The organism is Methanocorpusculum vombati (assembly GCF_026891935.1).
Lineage (GTDB): Archaea > Halobacteriota > Methanomicrobia > Methanomicrobiales > Methanocorpusculaceae > Methanocorpusculum > Methanocorpusculum vombati.
In genome coordinates this window covers 123,013-139,132 of sequence record NZ_JAPTGC010000007.1, presented here as the reverse complement: position 1 = coordinate 139,132, position 16,120 = coordinate 123,013, and the positions used below count along the sequence as shown (strand labels likewise).

General features: G+C 55.1%; 18 protein-coding genes and 2 tRNA genes. 17 read left to right on the top strand and 3 right to left on the bottom strand.

What is annotated here, in order from left to right; translation table 11 throughout:
- Positions 1–277 precede the first annotated feature (277 nt).
- Together O0S09_RS06745 and O0S09_RS06740 are read right to left on the bottom strand one after the other, a co-directional pair.
- Positions 278–349 (bottom strand) — tRNA-Thr (locus O0S09_RS06745).
- A gap of 86 nt (positions 350–435) precedes the next feature.
- Positions 436–732 carry a DUF3467 domain-containing protein gene (locus O0S09_RS06740; RefSeq protein ID WP_268923199.1) on the bottom strand — a complete coding sequence of 99 codons (297 nt, stop codon included), beginning with the start codon at positions 730–732 and terminating at the stop codon, positions 436–438.
- Positions 733–776: 44 nt separating this feature from the next.
- Here O0S09_RS06740 and O0S09_RS06735 point away from each other — a divergent pair, with 44 nt between their 5' ends.
- From O0S09_RS06735 to O0S09_RS06675, 13 genes are all read left to right on the top strand, one after another.
- A complete protein-coding gene (locus tag O0S09_RS06735; protein ID WP_268923198.1) occupies positions 777–1,463 on the top strand; it encodes a CRISPR-associated protein Cas4 in 687 nt (228 codons plus the stop codon).
- A gap of 153 nt (positions 1,464–1,616) precedes the next feature.
- On the top strand, positions 1,617–2,267 hold the full coding sequence (locus tag O0S09_RS06730; RefSeq protein WP_268923197.1) for a metal-dependent transcriptional regulator: 651 nt from the start codon (positions 1,617–1,619) through the stop codon (positions 2,265–2,267).
- On the top strand, positions 2,264–4,132 hold the full coding sequence (feoB, locus tag O0S09_RS06725; protein ID WP_268923196.1) for a ferrous iron transport protein B: 1,869 nt from the start codon (positions 2,264–2,266) through the stop codon (positions 4,130–4,132). Before O0S09_RS06730 ends, feoB begins: the two co-directional genes overlap by 4 nt.
- A gap of 43 nt (positions 4,133–4,175) precedes the next feature.
- Complete coding sequence (gene dph5, locus O0S09_RS06720) at positions 4,176–4,934, top strand: diphthine synthase (RefSeq protein ID WP_268923195.1); 759 nt, start codon at positions 4,176–4,178, stop codon at positions 4,932–4,934.
- Positions 4,928–5,497 (top strand): DUF357 domain-containing protein, encoded by a 570-nt coding sequence (locus tag O0S09_RS06715; RefSeq protein ID WP_268923194.1) that lies wholly within the window; start codon positions 4,928–4,930, stop codon positions 5,495–5,497. The genes dph5 and O0S09_RS06715 overlap by 7 nt, the downstream gene beginning before the upstream one ends.
- 126 nt (positions 5,498–5,623) lie before the next feature.
- Positions 5,624–7,123, top strand: coding sequence for a DUF2193 domain-containing protein (locus O0S09_RS06710; protein ID WP_268923193.1), 1,500 nt, complete (start codon positions 5,624–5,626; stop codon positions 7,121–7,123).
- Between the two features lies 1 nt (position 7,124).
- Positions 7,125–7,337, top strand: a complete 213-nt coding sequence (locus tag O0S09_RS06705; protein ID WP_268923192.1) for a DUF2180 family protein — start codon at positions 7,125–7,127, stop codon at positions 7,335–7,337.
- Positions 7,337–8,086 carry an MIP/aquaporin family protein gene (locus tag O0S09_RS06700; RefSeq protein WP_277612916.1) on the top strand — a complete coding sequence of 250 codons (750 nt, stop codon included), beginning with the start codon at positions 7,337–7,339 and terminating at the stop codon, positions 8,084–8,086. Before O0S09_RS06705 ends, O0S09_RS06700 begins: the two co-directional genes overlap by 1 nt.
- A gap of 79 nt (positions 8,087–8,165) precedes the next feature.
- The gene (locus O0S09_RS06695; RefSeq protein WP_268923190.1) at positions 8,166–8,927 is read left to right on the top strand and encodes an ABC transporter permease; all 762 of its coding nucleotides are present in this window, start codon (positions 8,166–8,168) and stop codon (positions 8,925–8,927) included.
- Positions 8,924–9,706, top strand: a complete 783-nt coding sequence (locus O0S09_RS06690; protein WP_268923189.1) for an ABC transporter ATP-binding protein — start codon at positions 8,924–8,926, stop codon at positions 9,704–9,706. Before O0S09_RS06695 ends, O0S09_RS06690 begins: the two co-directional genes overlap by 4 nt.
- 54 nt (positions 9,707–9,760) lie before the next feature.
- Positions 9,761–10,261 (top strand): 50S ribosomal protein L16, encoded by a 501-nt coding sequence (locus O0S09_RS06685; protein ID WP_268923188.1) that lies wholly within the window; start codon positions 9,761–9,763, stop codon positions 10,259–10,261.
- Positions 10,262–10,443: 182 nt separating this feature from the next.
- Positions 10,444–10,518 (top strand) — tRNA-Arg (locus O0S09_RS06680).
- Positions 10,519–10,536: 18 nt separating this feature from the next.
- Complete coding sequence (locus O0S09_RS06675) at positions 10,537–11,673, top strand: tRNA (guanine(10)-N(2))-dimethyltransferase (protein ID WP_268923187.1); 1,137 nt, start codon at positions 10,537–10,539, stop codon at positions 11,671–11,673.
- A gap of 19 nt (positions 11,674–11,692) precedes the next feature.
- Here the strand turns inward: O0S09_RS06675 and fdhD are convergent, their stop codons facing one another.
- Complete coding sequence (gene fdhD / locus O0S09_RS06670) at positions 11,693–13,195, bottom strand: formate dehydrogenase accessory sulfurtransferase FdhD (RefSeq protein WP_268923186.1); 1,503 nt, start codon at positions 13,193–13,195, stop codon at positions 11,693–11,695.
- Positions 13,196–13,300: 105 nt separating this feature from the next.
- On the opposite strand from fdhD, the gene O0S09_RS06665 reads away from it, so the two are divergent.
- From O0S09_RS06665 to O0S09_RS06650, 4 genes are read left to right on the top strand one after another with little or no spacing between them, the layout of a single operon-like run.
- Positions 13,301–14,527: a YcaO-related McrA-glycine thioamidation protein gene (locus O0S09_RS06665; RefSeq protein WP_338148507.1), complete on the top strand. Its 1,227-nt coding sequence runs from the start codon at positions 13,301–13,303 to the stop codon at positions 14,525–14,527.
- Positions 14,484–15,122: a TfuA-related McrA-glycine thioamidation protein gene (locus O0S09_RS06660; RefSeq protein ID WP_268923185.1), complete on the top strand. Its 639-nt coding sequence runs from the start codon at positions 14,484–14,486 to the stop codon at positions 15,120–15,122. The genes O0S09_RS06665 and O0S09_RS06660 overlap by 44 nt, the downstream gene beginning before the upstream one ends.
- Entirely contained in the window at positions 15,119–15,844 is a 726-nt protein-coding gene (locus O0S09_RS06655; protein WP_268923184.1) for a HesA/MoeB/ThiF family protein, read from the top strand. The genes O0S09_RS06660 and O0S09_RS06655 overlap by 4 nt, the downstream gene beginning before the upstream one ends.
- Complete coding sequence (locus O0S09_RS06650; RefSeq protein WP_268923183.1) at positions 15,841–16,119, top strand: ubiquitin-like small modifier protein 1; 279 nt, start codon at positions 15,841–15,843, stop codon at positions 16,117–16,119. Before O0S09_RS06655 ends, O0S09_RS06650 begins: the two co-directional genes overlap by 4 nt.
- The last annotated feature ends 1 nt before the right edge of the window (position 16,120 follow it).

Below are 16,120 nucleotides of genomic sequence, written 5' to 3'. Positions count from 1 at the left end.
CCCCTCTACGCATGGGCGGACAGATGGCTTGACCGCACCCACCACAGCACCGCACACGAACACCGGGACTAAAACCCCCGGACTTTTTTCCCAATAAGAGGTACACCCGGATGTACCGGTAAAACGGACAAACTCCCTCATCGTTCATTGACTCCGGAAAAATCCCTCCACCGGCTTTTGCCTTGCTGAAGTGTAGGATTTCGTAGTGTCTTTGGCTGTGCACGCGAACCAGCGACACCACGCAAGCAGTACACAATCAATAAAGAAAATAAGAAAAAGCCGTTGGAGGGACTTGAACCCTCGGCCTGCTGATTACGAATCAGCCGCTATACCGCTAAGCCACAACGGCACAGAAAATGTGCTTTATCAAATTGCACGTAACACAATAAATAAGTTATCCGCCCCCCCTCCCGGAGAGGCGGTCCGGAATACCGGTTACGAGTATCCGCGCAGGGTGAACCCGTCCGATCCCGTCTCCGTCTGTGCCGCGGGAGTGATGGACCCGAACTTCTCCTCATAATCGTTTACGCTTTTCTGCAGTGCCGCCAGCAGCTTTTTTGCATGGGACGGGCTGATGGAAACAATGGCTTTGGCTTTTGCCTGATTCACCGCAGGAAGCTGATGCAGAAACATCATCGTGAACTCGTCGTCCTTGAAGGCGATCTGAATCATATTGCTGTACACCGGGTCAAGATTCTGGGGAATCTGGACATTGATCTCGTTCCCTGCCATAAGTATAATACTATTGGCGCGGATGTTATCTTATAGAATCGGTTATGATGTCATCCCCCATTCCGGTACGCGAACTTGTCCGTTGCAGTATCTGTCCCCTGCAGGTGTATCTGTCCCGCTCAACTCCGGAGGAGTTTGCAGAGCCTGCGGGATACAGCATTGCAAAACAGATTGCCGTACATCTCGGTGACGAACTCGATCTTGCAGAGATCCGGGAGGAGCTTGAAACGGTTCTGCCGGATGCCGGTGAGGAGGAGTATGCACAGGCCTCGGCAATGGTTGACGCGTGCCGGCGAACGGTCTGGCGGTCTCCGGTCAGTACGGATGTGTTTGTGTCCTCACAAAAGTACGGGATTACGGGAAAGATTGACCGTCTGTTTGAGGATGGATTTTCGATTGTCCGCAGCAGTGCCGCACCTTCATCCGGAATCTATGCGTCCGACCGGCTCCGTCTGACTGCATACTGGTTCTGCCTTCTTGAGGAGCACAACAAACCCTTTGCCGGATCGGTGGAGTATCTGGGTTCGGGAACCGTGCGGCATCTTGCATCACCCGCTCCCGCAGACCGCCGGGCATTTCTTGCCGCACTCCGCAGTGCGGAATCCGTGTTCCGGGGCGAAATTCCCCGCCCGCGGGAAGGGAGGCACTGCCTCTCCTGCACGTTTCATGAGCGGTGCCGCGATGTTTTGCGCCCGAAATCCCTGTTTGAACGGCTGTATTCTGCGAGATGACGATGTTGTACCTTTATCCGGATCATCGTGGCTGAAATGCGATCAATGACGATCATTCATAGGCAATAAACGAATTCAGGTACAACGTCCGTGATGACGATATCTACATATCCGTTCAGAACAGACAAGATACCTGCATTTGCGGGATTATTCATGACCTCGGTACTCTCTGAAGACATTCTGGAAGAAATACTCAATAGCGGCACCGATGAGGTTTTGCTTCACGTGCTCAAACTCCCCCACCATACCGAAGCGGAGATTGAAAAAGCCCTGAATACGCTTGTGGAACACGGATTTGTACACCGCGGCAGCAAAACAGTCCGGCTCACCGAAAAGGGCGCGGAAAAAGCTGCACAGGTTGCACGCAAGCATGCGGTTCTTGAAACGTTTCTGACCGACGTTCTCGGAAAGCAGCCGGAGGCAGCATCCCGGGAAGCCTGCATTCTGGAACACAATATTTCAAGCGAGACGATTGAACGGCTCGACAACTTTCTGGATCAGAGAAAACCCGAACCCGTATCTCCGGAAAAGACCGGGTTCACCAATCACAATAACCTCACCCGCAAAAACCCGATCATTCCGCTTTCCGAATGTCCGGAAGGATCTCTTCTGCATGTCTCCATGATCCGGTGTTTTGCCAAGCACAGCAGACTAATCGATCTCGGGGTAATCCCCGGCGAGCTGATCACCCTGCGGCGCAAACTTGTCAATAATGCCGTGGTCATCACCGTGAAAGGATGTGATATCGCATTAAGTCCGGAGGTATCCGCCAACATCATGGTTGAACGGTGTGAGACGCCATGACGCCGCGGGCCGCACTGATCGGAAACCCGAGCGTCGGCAAGTCGCTTATCTTCAATCACCTGACCGGTCTCGGGGTTGAGGTGAGCAACTATCCGGGAACGACAGTCGGAGTGATGCACGGCGTTGTACGATACGGCGATGCAGAGTTTTCCCTTGCCGATCTTCCCGGTATATACTCGCTCTCCGGCGACTCGATCGAGGAGGAGATGGTCCGTGAATATCTGCTTGCCGAGGATCTGGATCTGCTGATTGCGGTGCTTGATGCCAAACATCTTGAACGAAATCTCTATCTGCTTTTGCAGGTTGCCGAGATCAAAAAACCGCTGCTGGTAATCCTCAATATGATGGATGAGGCGGAAACTGCGGGAAAGATCATCGATTCAGCCTCCCTTGCAAAGCAGCTCGGCGTACCGGTCATTCCTTCGGTTGCAACGAGCGGCAAAAATCTGGATGATATTGCCCGCGCAGTTCTTGACGGGAATGTGCCGGTTCCGGCTCTTGCAATACCGTATGATCATCACATCGAAGCAGCGGTGCACAGTCTGCAGAAGTACTACGGACTGAGCCAGCCGGAGGCTCTGTGGGCACTGGCAAGTGTATCGGTAAGTACGATTACTCCGGAGATTCATGAAAATGCTCTGGTAATTTCCGAAGAGATCGAGCGCCGGCACATGATGTCGCCTGAGCAGATCATTGCGGCGAACCGGCACAATCTCGCAAAACAACTGGCGACATCCGTTACCAGCACTGCCCCGCCGCGCCGCAGACGTGATTTTGATGCGCTTCTTACGCGCGGGTTTCCGGGACTGCCAATTCTTGCGTTCATTATGGTCTCGATCCTTTTGATCGTGTTTACCCTTGGCGGAGTACTGGAGGAGACGATTGTCTCCCTGATGACGACCTACATCGCCGATCCGTTCCATGCGCTGGGTCTGGACCCGTTTGCCGATACACTCGGCGGTGCCATTATCCTGGCTCTGATGTCGGGTCTGGGGATTGCATTTCCGTATGTATTCCTCTTCTATCTGTTCATCTCGGTTCTTGAGGACACGGGGTATCTGACGCGGGCCGCATTCCTTGCGGACCGCGGCATGCACAAACTTGGTCTGCATGGTCAGGGTCTGATTCCGATGGTACTGTCGTTTGGATGCAGTGTTCCGGCTATTATGAGTACCCGGCTGCTTCCGACCCGGCGCGAGCGCGTGATCGCATCGGTGCTGGTGACGATGCTGCCGTGTTCGGCACGGACGGTTGTTATCTCCGGAATTGTCGCGTCCTTTATCGGGTTCGGCGCGGCGTTTTCGATTTATGCCATCGTGTTTGTTCTTGTCTTTGTGGTGGGCTGTATTCTCTCCCGCATTACCCCGGGCGAGCAGTACGGGATGATCCTTGAGATGGCGGAGCTTCGGAGGCCGATTGCGTCCCATGTTGTCCGCAAGGCATGGATGCGGGTGCGCGAGTTCATCTATATTGCAATGCCGCTGCTTTTGGTGAGCAGTATCTTCCTCGGACTGTTTGAGTACTACGGTCTTGTTGCAATGTTTGAGGAGTTCATCGATCCGATCTCAACGGCGGTTCTGGGTCTCCCGGGCTTTGCGTTTACGGCACTGATGTTTGGTATTCTCCGCAAAGAGATGGCGTTTGAGACGCTGGCAGTGATGGCGGGGACAACGGATCTTGCAACGGTTCTTTCCAGCGGGCAGCTTTACATCTTCGCGCTGGTGTGTGCGCTGTTTATTCCCTGCATATCCACGATTGCGGTTCTCATGCGGGAAACGGGTGTCCGGTATGCGGCGATGATTACGGTCTTTACGCTGTGTCTGGGTATTGGTCTTGGAGCGCTGGCACATCTGATTCTGCTGTAATGAGCAAGAGCTCATTACATCACAAAACCTACAGGATAAGCAAATGCTGACATTCATCGGACTTGGGCTCTGCGATGAGTATGATGTTTCCGTGCGGGGACTGGAGGCAATCCGGGCTGCGGACGCGGTGTTCCTTGAGGTGTACACCTCTGTTTTGACCGGCACCACAATTCCCCGGCTTGAGGAGTATTACGGCAAAAAGATCACGCCGCTCTACCGCGAGGATGTGGAGCTGCATCCCGAACCAGTTCTGGATGCGGCAGCGAAAGGAGATGCCGTGTTTTTAACTGCGGGGGATTCGATGGTCGCAACAACTCATGCAGATATCCGTATCCGGGCTGCGGAGCGCGGGATTCAAACCCGCATCATTCACGGTGCGTCCATTACGACCGCGGTCTGCGGTCTGTGCGGTCTGCAAAACTACCGGTTCGGTAAGTCGGTTTCCGTTCCGTTCCCATATGGGAAATGGTTCCCGATGACGCCGATAGAGGTCATTTCCGCAAACCTTGCCCAGAATCTGCACACGCTGGTATTTCTGGATATTCAGAAGGATAAGGAACGCTATATGCATGTCTCCGAGGCGGTTGATCTTTTGGAGGAGCAGGCGGCGCGTGCAGGGGTGCGTATCCCGCTGTATGTCGGAATTGCCCGTGCCGGTTCCGCAACTCCGGTGGTTCATGCCGGGGATGCAGAGGAGATGCGAAGGTTTGCGTTTGGTGATCCGCTGCACATCATGGTGGTTCCCGGTGAACTGCATGACATTGAGCGCGAGTATCTGGTGAGATTTGCAGGATTATGCTGATTGAGTCCTACGGTACGGAGTTCGCCGCCGATGCCGGTGCGGCGGCACCGGCGGTTCCTGCGGAGACACCGCTCGGTGCAACCGCTGCCGAGATGCTGGAGATGGTTCGCTGCTATGCATCCGACGGGATGGTGTTTTACCGGCAGAGCGATCCGGTGAATGCGGTTGCCTCCTTTGCCTACGGGTACGGGTGGCTGGATGCGGGGGTATTTCTCGGATATCTTCAGGGCCGGTCTGCCGGTCGGCTTCCGGAGATTTCCGAGGAGATTCCCTCCGCCCGTATTGAACATCTGACCGAGAAAACACACCGGTATCAGCGGATGCTTTCCTCAGCTCTTGCAGGTGTTGTCACTCTTCCCGATGCGGAGACGCGGATGTGGTCTGCCGCGCAGTACCTCAATGCTATTGCAGTTTCCGCGCTTACGCAAGGTGGTGGGTCTGTTGCTGCCGGAGATCTCGTTGCTGCTCTTGTATCCTTCTCCTACGGGTACGGATGGCTTGACTGCGGTGTCCGTGCCGGTCTTTTTGGGATTGTTGGCGACAGAGATCTATTTACGATATGAATTTTTAAAAAATAATACATCTATTTCTCTTTTTCCGTGCTTTTTCTGATTTTATTTTTAGTACCATAGACAACTATTTATGCTGTCGGCTTAATGGATCAATTGTATACCAGAGGTGAAATCAAAATGTCAGACATATATGCAAAAATGGTCAAAGAGGCGCTGGCCGCCCAGTATGCGGATGTCAACGTCCTTAAGGCCAAACGCGGTACAAAGTTTGCTCTTTCCGATGCCAGGCCGTATGTTGATGCAGTTGCGCAGATGACCGTTGCAGACGGTCAGAGCGCTGCGGTTATCAATCTGCACAAGGCTTCCGTTAAGACACACTTTGAGGTTTTGTCAGGCCTGACCGGTTACGTCCGGCCTGAGGATGACCCGTTCGTAGAGCACTACCAGACTCCGGCAATTCTTGAGATTCTCTGTGATGAGGACAAGAAGTTTGCCAAGAGTCTGGAGACGTTTGCGGATTCGATCAAGAAGAACGAGAACATCGTCGGCCGTGAGGCGGCCCGCTGCTATGCCGGGTTCTATGGTCCGTCCTGTGTGGTGGACTTTGCCTTAATGCCGGGGTCCACGAGTAATGTGGTCAATCAGATTCTTCTGAAGACCGATATCCCGTCGGACCACAAGCAGGCGATTCTTGCTGCGAAGTCGTGGGGTATGAACACGTCTTACGGTATTGGCGATCTGTTTGCAAAACGGATTGAGGCGGGCGATACGCTGGCCGAAGCTTCCGATAAAGAGGTAAAGCAGTTACAGGCGCTGTACCGGCATCCGATTGATGCACAGGTTGAGCTGATGGAGAACTCAGGGATGTCCTCGTTTGATCCGCGGAAGTATATGGACAACTACCGAAAAGGTATGGAGTCCTATGTGAAGGCGGCAATCGATGACGGTGTTCACTACGGAAACATTGCAACGATTCCGGCGTACTGTGTGGGCGACATTTCCCACCACATCTCCCAGTCCACCTACAACATGTGCAAGGATGATGTGGTCATGGCAACGATTGAGGCGGTGACCGGTGTTATGGATAAGACGCTGCATGCGGCACTTCCGGATGCGAAGAACGGGTATCAGCTGCTGGATGTTGCCACCGGTGCGTCAGCTGCGGCGGCTGAGTATCTGCTGGAGCTGGACGGGTTTAATGCACCGATGATTGTGGATCTGCTGACGAAGCGGTATCATAATCTGGTGATGATCCGGCCCACCCGCGGCGCTGCGGCGGAACTGCACAACTGCGATTTCATGGACATGATCTATCGCGGCTGGAAGATTCTTGATAAGGCAGGCCGGGCAAAGAACGGGTCGGGTAAGCCGCTTGCGGCACGTTCCGGCGGTGTGCTGATCGATCTGTCGCCGATTCATGAGAACGAGGTTCTGATGAATCCGCAGCGGTATGCGTATCCGGCGTGCGCGATTACAGTCCGGGCGTCTGCTCTGATGCGGATTGCGGATTATCCGTGTCTGCTGACGAGCGAGCCGATTACGGCTACAATGATGACGAATATCATTGCACTTGATAAGGAGACACCGGCAGCTCCGGCACGCGCCTGCAAGAGCTGTGCAACGGCGTGTCTGGTTGGTTCCCGCCACCAGTACTGCCAGTACCGCGAGGCTGTGTAAGATGAAGTGCTATGTGTGTGAACAACTGGGTATTGACCGGGAAGCAACCGGTATTTGTATTGTGTGCGGTATGGGGCTTTGCACCGAGCACATGATTCGTGCCGATGTGTCCGTGTGGGAAGGGGGATACCCCTTCCCGGCAAAGAAGCTGAAAAAGCCGATTCCACGGATTCTCTGTCCCGAGTGCCACCATGCACTAAATGGTGATGAGTGATGGATTTACTGAAGCGAAGTATTGCCGAACTGGTCGGGACGATGCTGCTGGTCTTTATCGGCTGCGGTTCGGTCTGTGTACTGCTGATGCTTGCGGCGGGAACGCCTGCGGCGACGCCGTTTGATATTGGTATCGGTGCGCTTGGCGGTCTTGGCGACTGGCTTGCGGTGGGTGCTGCGTTCGGTCTTGCGGTGGCGGTGGTTATTTATGCGCTCGGCGGAGTTTCCGGTGCCCATATTAATCCGGCGGTCAGTATTGCGCTGTGGGCGATTAAGAAGTTCCCGGCGAAGGATACGGTTGCCTATATTATTGCCCAGTGCGTGGGTGCGGTTATCGGTGCTGCGCTGTTTTTGTTTGTTGCAGGACCCGATGCGCTTGCCATCGGCGGACTGGGTGCTACTGCGCCGTTCCCGGGTATTTCTCTCTGGCAGGCGCTGGTTGCCGAGATTGTCGGTACGTTTGTTCTGATGCTTGCGATCATGGGCGTTGCGGTTGACCGGCATGCAACTCCCGGGTTTGCGGGGCTTGTGATTGGTATGGCGGTTACGGGGGTTATTGTTGCTATCGGTAATATTTCCGGTGGTTCAATTAATCCTGCCCGGAGTTTTGGTCCGGATCTGATTGCAGCGATCATGAACGGGTCGGCTGCGCTTGTCACGACATATCCGATCTATATTGCCGGCCCGATTGTGGGTGCGGTTCTTGCGGCGTTCTTCTACAAGTATGTTGCAGGAATTGATGACAACTAATTTTTTTGCTGTTCCCGCAGTATTGATAACCGGTCAGGTTTCATAGTACTAGCAGAAACCCGGTGGTGATATACGCTTCATGAAATGGTATTTTAAGCTGATACTTCCTGCACTGTTTATCCTTGGATGGGCAATCACTGCCATTCTGATAAATAATCCCTATATTCTTCCGAAGGTGTGGGATACGCTGATCGTATTCACTACGCCGTTTGTAAATCTTTTCGGCAGCGGCAGTCTGGTCGAGAATGCGATTGTCAGTATCTACCGGGTGTCGCTTGGATTCATTATTGCCTGCATTATTGCGGTGCCGCTGGGTATTTTGCTTGGCAGATACCAGGTTCTTGAGGATTTCTGTGATGGTCTGATTCAGATTCTCCGCCCGATTCCGCCGATTGCCTGGGTGCCGCTGTCGCTCGCGTGGTTTGGTATCGGCCTTTCTTCGATTGCATTCATTATTGTGATCGGGTGTATTTTCCCGATTCTGGTGAATACGATTGACGGGGTAAAGCGGGTGCGGAAGAGCTGGATTGAAACTGCCCGGATTTATCAGGCGAGTGAATGGCAGGTCATGACGAAGGTTATTGTACCTGCTGCCGGGCCTGCCATCTGGAGCGGGCTGCGGGTTGGTTTTGGTATTGCCTGGATGAGTGTGGTTGCGGCAGAGATGCTGCCGGGAACTGTATCCGGTCTTGGTTATCTGATTATGTACACCTACAACTTTGGACAGATTCAGATTGTGATTGCCGGTATGATTGCGATTGGTATCATCGGTATTGTGATGGATCAGTTCTTCCAGTATGTGCAGAAGCGTAAGTTTGCCTGGGAGGCGCTGGATAAATGACGGATTACGATAAGATCTGGGTGCGGGTCAAGCATGCAACGAAGAAGTTTGCAACCCGCAAGGGAGAGGTTACTGCTCTGGAGGATGTGAACCTTGAGATCCATGACGGTCAGTTTGTGTGTCTTCTTGGTCCGTCCGGCTGCGGTAAGACGACACTGCTCCGTATGATCGGCGGCCTTGATGTGCCGACGTCTGGTACGATTACGATTGACGGGAAGGTGGTTGACGGTCCGTCGCCGAAGATGACGATGGTGTTTCAGGAGTATTCGCTGTATCCGTGGCGGACGGTTGCGGAGAATGTGGGGTTCGGTCTTGAAATGAATGGTGTTCCTGCGGAGGAGCGGCGGGAAGAGGTGATGAAGGAGCTGAGGCTTGTGGGTCTTGAGAATTTTGCGGACAGTTACCCGTATGAGTTGTCAGGAGGTATGCGGCAGCGGGCAGCGGTTGCGCGCGCTCTTGCTACGGATCCTGCGGTTATGCTGATGGATGAGCCGTTCGGTGCTCTTGATGCGCAGACGCGGAACAAGATGCAGCGCGAGCTGTTAAATATCTGGCAAAAGACCAGGAAGACGATTTTGTTTGTGACGCACAGTGTTGATGAGGCGGTGTATCTTGCGGATAAAGTCGTGATTCTGACGCCCCGTCCGGGAACTGTTCACGAGATTGACGAGATTAGGCTGCCCAGACCGAGGGATCGGACGAGTGTTGAGTTTGCGCAGATCCGGAAAAATATTCTGCATGTTATTGAGGAGCTGGAAACGGGCAATCAGAACATTTAATATCGTTTCCACCAAACCTGATTAGCACATTTAGAGAGCGAGGAGTTATTCAAAATGGTCAGAAAACCAGCACGAATGTACCGCAACGTCGCGAAGAAGGCATACTGCCGCCGTGAATACATGGGTGGTGTGCCGGGCGTTAAGGTCGTACAGTTTGATATGGGTAATCTTTCAGCCGAGTTTCCGGTTGCAATTCACCTTGAGGTTCTTGAGGCCTGCCAGATCCGCCACACGGCAATGGAAGCGGCACGTATCAATATGAACCGCCGTCTGATGAAGGATGTCGGGAGAAACAATTTCCACCTGAAGATCCGGGCGTATCCGCACCATGTTATCCGTGAGCACAAGCAGGCAACGGGTGCCGGTGCAGACCGTGTTTCGGAAGGTATGCGCCTTGCATTCGGTAAGGCAGTCGGTACTGCGGCACGTGTCACGCCGAGACAGCGTCTTTTCACTGTCTGGACGTCGGAGCAGTACATTAACCAGGCAAAGGACGCTCTCCAGCACAGCGGATACAAGCTTCCTACGCCGACCCGTGTTGTTGTTGAGAACTAAGCCATTTCCGGCTCTCAACCAATACTATATTTTTCCTTTTGCTGTTTTTCCCCCAGACGGGCATTGCATATGTATACTTCATTTCACTACGTAGCAGGAAAACGGAAATATTCTGGATACGTGGTGAAATGCACTTACGTAAAAGATATACCCGTCCCCTCCTAAACATATATACCCCTCAGGGACATGTAGCCAAGCCAGGATATGGCATCAGCCTCCTAAGCTGAAGATCTAGGGTTCGAATCCCTACATGTCCGTCTTTTTGGAGAACCGTTATGGAATATCGACTGGTCACGGAAGGATCAACTACATTTGAAGCACCGGTACAGGACGAAAACACCGCATTCCCTCCGGGAACTGCGCCTGTCTTCTACAACACCAGAATGGAGTTCAACCGTGACATGACCGTCCTCCTCCTCTCCTGCATTACTCCGGAGAACTATCTCGACGCCATGGCCGCGACCGGCGTTCGCGGGCTGCGTGTCGCACACGAAACCGGCACTCCGGCAGTCATCAACGACCGCGACCCGGCCGCCGTTGCCGTCATCGAAGAAAACGCAAAAGCAATCGGCGGCGACATCCGCGTCACCTGTGACGACGCCAACCGGCTCATGTGCACCGAACGCTTCGACACAATCGACCTCGATCCCTTCGGTACTCCGGCACCCTTCCTCGACGCTGCATCCCGTGCCGCAAAGCGCTACCTCTTCGTCACCGCAACCGACACTGCGCCCCTCTGCGGCGCACACCTCAAAGCAGGTATGCGGCGCTACTTCGCCACTCCCCGGAACACCGAGTACCACGCCGAAGTCGGTCTCCGCATGATGATGGGCGCAATGGCAAAAGAACTCGTCAAATATGACCGCGGCATGGAGCCGGTTCTCAGCTTCGCCAAAAACCACTACTTCCGATCCCACGTCCGTGTCCTTGGCCGCGTCACCGCAGCAGAGACCACCATGGATCAGATCGGTTTTGTCATGCAGTGCCCCAAATGCCTTTACCGTGCCGAACAGAAGGGATCCCTTCTCCCGCAGTCCCATACCTGTCCCTACTGCGGCGCGGAAACCGAAGCAGTCGGCCCTCTCTGGATGGGGCCGCTTCAGGACAAAGGAACCATCGCCGCCCTCCTCGAAAAACTCCCCGCGATGCAGTTCGGCACCGCAAAACAGATGGACAAACTGCTCCGGCAGCTCATTGTCGAACCGGAAACCTGCACCTTCTACGACTACCACGTCATCTCCCGCAACCTCCGCGTCTCCCCGCCTGCAATGGATGAAATGATCGCCGGTCTGAATGACCTTGGACACTACACCGTCCGAACCCACTTCGCCGTAACCGGCATCAAAACCACCGCCCCCCTGCACGTCATCGAAGAATGGATCCGCGCCTGGAACAAAGAACGAAACCTTTAGACCGTTCGTGCCGCCGCACTCACCGCATCACAAAATCTCCTGTAACCCGTTCCGGATGCGCATACACCGTAAACCGCGGCGGCCGGGTGAAACAGATCAGCGTCACCCCGCATGCTTTTGCCGCTGCAATCCCCGCATCCGTTGCCGCCGCCCGTGACACCACAATCGGAACTCCTGCATTCGCAGCCTTCGTTACCATCCCCGCAGGCTGTCTCCCTGTAGAACCAATCGCACACTCCTCCGGACGCAGCCCCGCAAGAATCATGAAACCGATCACCTTGTCCACTGCATTATGCCGCCCGATATCGGATGCGAGGAACACAACCTTATGATCATGGAACAGCACCGCGCAGTGCAGACCGCCGGTTGCATCCCATACCTCTGCATTGATAGCTTCCCGAATCGCAAAAATCTCCGCCGGCGTAATCGTCCCGCCGGATGCAGCAATCCTTTGTGCCTGAAGCGGCGCAAACCCTCCCGCAGACTCCATTTCACCCGGAACACATGCCGTACACGCCGCCTCCACAAACACTTTCGTTCCTTCCGCCCGGACCGATACAATATCCGGCGCTGAACACACCAGTCCTGCATCCACAAAAAAACCCGCCGCAAACTCGCGCAGAAACTCACAGCTCACCACCGTTTTGATGAACTCCTTCCCGTTCAGATACAGCGTTACCAGACTCTCCGCAACCGCCGCATCCTCCACCGGCACCGTCCGCCCCTCGCGGTAACGCAGACCCGGCAGCGGCGCTGCAAGTGCGCCGCAGTCCTTTGCAGGCATCGGTTTTCCTGTCTCAGGACGCAGATCCGTAACCCGTTCCGGATGCGTGTACACCGTAAACCGTCCCTCGCGGACAAATCCGATCAGCGTAACGCCGGATGCCGCCGCAAGCTCCGCACCCTTCACCGTCACCGCCGCCCGCGCCGCAACGATCGGAATCCCCGCATTCACCGCCTTTGTCACCATTCCCGCAGGCTGCCTCCCCGTACTGCCGAGCATACACATCTCCGGCGGCAGATTGTGCAGCACCATCCAGCCGATCACTTTATCCACCGCATTATGCCGCCCGATATCGCTCGCCACAGCAACACAGCGGTGATCATACCACAGCGCCGCACAGTGCATCCCGCCCGTATCCTTCCACACCTTTGTATTCAGTGCCTCACGGAGCGCAAAAATCTCCTCAGGTGCAACCCGCACGCCATCTGTCGTAATACAGCGGGCCGGTTTTGCAGGTGAAAAACCATCCGGCGGCACATCGCACCGCAGCTCCGCCTCCACAAACACCTCTGTCCCCTCCGTCCGGACCGACACAATCTTCTCCGCAATCCCGGCCGCCGTGAAAAATCCCGCGCCAAGTTCCGGGAGCATATCACGGCTTGCCACCATCCGCAGATATGACTTCCCGTTCAGAAACAGCGTCACCGCATCCTCACGCACCACAACATCATCAATCTTTGAAACACTGCCGTCCTGATACCGGTATCCTTTGCAGGAAGTAATCATATCCTCGTCCATATTCGCCTCATTTCACGGTGTGAATGTTCATATGTTTGCACGAACAACATATAAAATCAGCGAACGAAGGAGAACGAAACCCTCAATAGCCTTCCCGCACGAAGAATGATTACAATGATACAGCTTCAGCCGTCTCCCAAAACCTACTGCGGACAGACCGAGCGAAGCAAAACTCCCGAAGAGACGCTTGCATTCATCGAACCGCTGACAAAAATTGCCGGTATCACCCGTGTTGCCGACATTACCGACCTTGACCGGATTAAAATCCCGGTGTATTCCTGTATCCGTCCGACCGCGGCAGACGGTGCAATCTCGGTGTACAACGGCAAAGGAGGAACAGAAGCCGAAGCCCGGGTCGCCGGAATCATGGAAGGAATCGAGCGCTACTCAGCAGAAGCCATGCCCCGTGATCTGGCAATGGTGTCCTACGACATGCTCTCGCTGACCGAAGACACCCTCAACCCGGCTGACCTCATCCTCCCCAAAAATATTGATCCCCGTGCCGAACTTCCCTGGGTGGACGCCTGGGACATTGCCAACAACTGTTCCCTCAAAGTCCCGCTCTGTGCCGTCATGCACCCGAATCCCCACTACATGCCGTCCCTGTTCCGTTCCAGTTCAAACGGCATCGCATCCGGCAACACCATTGAAGAGGCCGTTTTTTATGCGCTCACTGAACTTATTGAGCGCGATGCATGGTCGCTTGTGGAGACCACCCGCGTCACCGGTCCGGCCGTCACCGGCCTGACCGGTGACGCGGCGGAGATGCTTGCAAAGTTCACCGCCGCAGGCGTTGAAGTCACTCTCAAGGACATCACCTCCGACATCGGCATCCCGACCATCGCTGCGGTCGCAGATGACGTAACCCTCAAAGACCCGCGTCTCCTGACGATTGGTATGGGTACTCACACCAACCCGGAGATTGCCGTCATCCGTGCCTTAACCGAGGTCGCCCAGAGCCGGGCAACCCAGATTCACGGAGCACGCGAGGATGCAACCATTGCCGCCTTCCGCGAAATGATGGGGTACGACCGCGTCAAGCGCATGAACTCCTACTGGTTCTGCGTGGATGAGACCCGCGACTTCTCCGAAATTGCCGGATGCGCAACACCGGACTTCCGGACCGATATTCTGGCAATCATTGACCGGCTGCGTGCCGCAGGTCTTGACCGCGTGCTGGTCGCCGACCTTACCGATCCCGATCTCGGTGTGCCGGTCGTCCGCGTGATAGTGCCCGGTCTCGAATGCTTTACGATTGACAACGAACGCAGAGGAAAGAGGTGCATTGATGCCGAACGCCGTCGTCTTCATCGGCCCAAGTCTGCCGCTTGACGAAGCAAAACAGATTCTGCCGGACGCAGAGTATCTGCCTCCGGCAAAACGCGGGGACCTCACCGATGCGGTCCGGGCGGGGGCAACGACCATTGTCTTAATCGACGGTGTCTTCTTTCAGGACCGTGCGGTCGGTCACCGCGAGATTCTTGCCGCACTCAGGACCGGCGTCTGTGTGTACGGTTCCTCTTCAATGGGGGCTCTGCGTGCGTCCGAGATGGACACGCTCGGCATGATCGGTGTGGGCGAGATTTACCGCTGGTACCGCGAAGGAATCATCAATGCCGATGATGAAGTGGGTCTCGTTTATGACCCGGAGACGCATGCGGCGCTCTCCGAACCCATGGTCAACATCCGCGCAACGTTTGCCGGAGCGCGTGCGGCGAAGATCATCGATGATGCCGGGGAGACAGAACTGCTCCGTGCCTGCAAAGCGATCTATTATCCGGACCGCACCTACCGGCGGGTCATCCGCGAGGCGGAAATTCCTGCGGAACAGAAGACGGCACTCGCCGCATGGATCAAAACCAATGCCGTCGATCAGAAACGGCTGGACGCGGTCGCCTGTCTGACCGCCGTGAGGGATGCTGCATGAATGAACGTTACGTACGCCAGATCCCCGTGATCGGGGATGCGGGCCAGAAAAGACTCGAAGATGCAACCGTTTTTCTTGCCGGCTGCGGCGGCCTCGGGTCTCCGGTCGCCTTCTACCTTGCCGCCGCCGGTGTGGGACATCTCCGAATCGCTGACTGTGATATCGTGGATGCGACCAACCTCAACCGCCAGATCCTGCACCGGCCGGATAGAATCGGCATGCCGAAGGCCGCATCCGCAAAGCTGACGCTGGAAGCCTTCAACCCGGATATTGAAGTGACGGCGTTTGCCTCCTTCATCGACGAAAAAACCGCTCCCCGCATGATCGGGGACGCTGATATCATCGTGGATGCTATGGATAACTTCGCCGCCCGGTATGTCCTAAACGAGATGTCCCAGGCACATGACATTCCGCTGATGCACGGCGGCGTTGCCGGTCTTACCGGTCAGGCAACACTGATACTCCCGAAAAAGACTGCATGTCTCTCCTGTATCTTCCCGGATGCAAAAACAACGACCGGCACACCGATTCTCGGCACCGCCGCGGGTGTCATCGGATCGATTGAAGCAGAGGAGACCATCAAATACCTGACCGGCACAGGGGAAACACTTGCCGGAAAACTTCTGCTCTGGGACGGGGCAGTGAACAGAATGGATGTGTTCTCCGTGAAGAAGAGCCGCCGCTGTCCGGTCTGTTCCGGCAGTTTCGAGGAAAAAACATGAATGAGATAACAATTCTGGCGTTCGCCGGATTCCGGGAAACGTTCGGCGAAAAAAATACGGTCGCAGTTCCCAAGGGGGCAACGGTTCTGTCGGTTCTCCATACCTTTGCAGAGACTGTTCCCGCCGCACAGGATGAACTCTTTGACGGCGGTCACCTGCGCGGACATGTAATTCTGATGTACAACCGCGAACGAATCGATGCCGACGATGCAGAAGAGATCGCTGTCTCCGACGGCGATGAGATCGTGCTTTACCCGCCGGTCTCGGGAGGATAAG

Coding starts and splice junctions, on each gene's coding strand:
- O0S09_RS06730 (WP_268923197.1), top strand. CDS start 1,617: ATGACCTCGGTACTCTCTGAAGACATTCTGGAAGAAATACTCAATAGC.
- dph5 (WP_268923195.1), top strand. CDS start 4,176: ATGCTGACATTCATCGGACTTGGGCTCTGCGATGAGTATGATGTTTCC.
- O0S09_RS06685 (WP_268923188.1), top strand. CDS start 9,761: ATGGTCAGAAAACCAGCACGAATGTACCGCAACGTCGCGAAGAAGGCA.
- O0S09_RS06705 (WP_268923192.1), top strand. CDS start 7,125: ATGAAGTGCTATGTGTGTGAACAACTGGGTATTGACCGGGAAGCAACC.
- O0S09_RS06655 (WP_268923184.1), top strand. CDS start 15,119: ATGAATGAACGTTACGTACGCCAGATCCCCGTGATCGGGGATGCGGGC.
- O0S09_RS06735 (WP_268923198.1), top strand. CDS start 777: ATGATGTCATCCCCCATTCCGGTACGCGAACTTGTCCGTTGCAGTATC.
- O0S09_RS06665 (WP_338148507.1), top strand. CDS start 13,301: ATGATTACAATGATACAGCTTCAGCCGTCTCCCAAAACCTACTGCGGA.
- fdhD (WP_268923186.1), bottom strand. CDS start 13,195: ATGGACGAGGATATGATTACTTCCTGCAAAGGATACCGGTATCAGGAC.
- O0S09_RS06740 (WP_268923199.1), bottom strand. CDS start 732: ATGGCAGGGAACGAGATCAATGTCCAGATTCCCCAGAATCTTGACCCG.
- O0S09_RS06660 (WP_268923185.1), top strand. CDS start 14,484: ATGCCGAACGCCGTCGTCTTCATCGGCCCAAGTCTGCCGCTTGACGAA.
- O0S09_RS06700 (WP_277612916.1), top strand. CDS start 7,337: ATGGATTTACTGAAGCGAAGTATTGCCGAACTGGTCGGGACGATGCTG.
- O0S09_RS06715 (WP_268923194.1), top strand. CDS start 4,928: ATGCTGATTGAGTCCTACGGTACGGAGTTCGCCGCCGATGCCGGTGCG.
- O0S09_RS06690 (WP_268923189.1), top strand. CDS start 8,924: ATGACGGATTACGATAAGATCTGGGTGCGGGTCAAGCATGCAACGAAG.
- O0S09_RS06710 (WP_268923193.1), top strand. CDS start 5,624: ATGTCAGACATATATGCAAAAATGGTCAAAGAGGCGCTGGCCGCCCAG.
- O0S09_RS06695 (WP_268923190.1), top strand. CDS start 8,166: ATGAAATGGTATTTTAAGCTGATACTTCCTGCACTGTTTATCCTTGGA.
- O0S09_RS06650 (WP_268923183.1), top strand. CDS start 15,841: ATGAATGAGATAACAATTCTGGCGTTCGCCGGATTCCGGGAAACGTTC.
- O0S09_RS06675 (WP_268923187.1), top strand. CDS start 10,537: ATGGAATATCGACTGGTCACGGAAGGATCAACTACATTTGAAGCACCG.
- feoB (WP_268923196.1), top strand. CDS start 2,264: ATGACGCCGCGGGCCGCACTGATCGGAAACCCGAGCGTCGGCAAGTCG.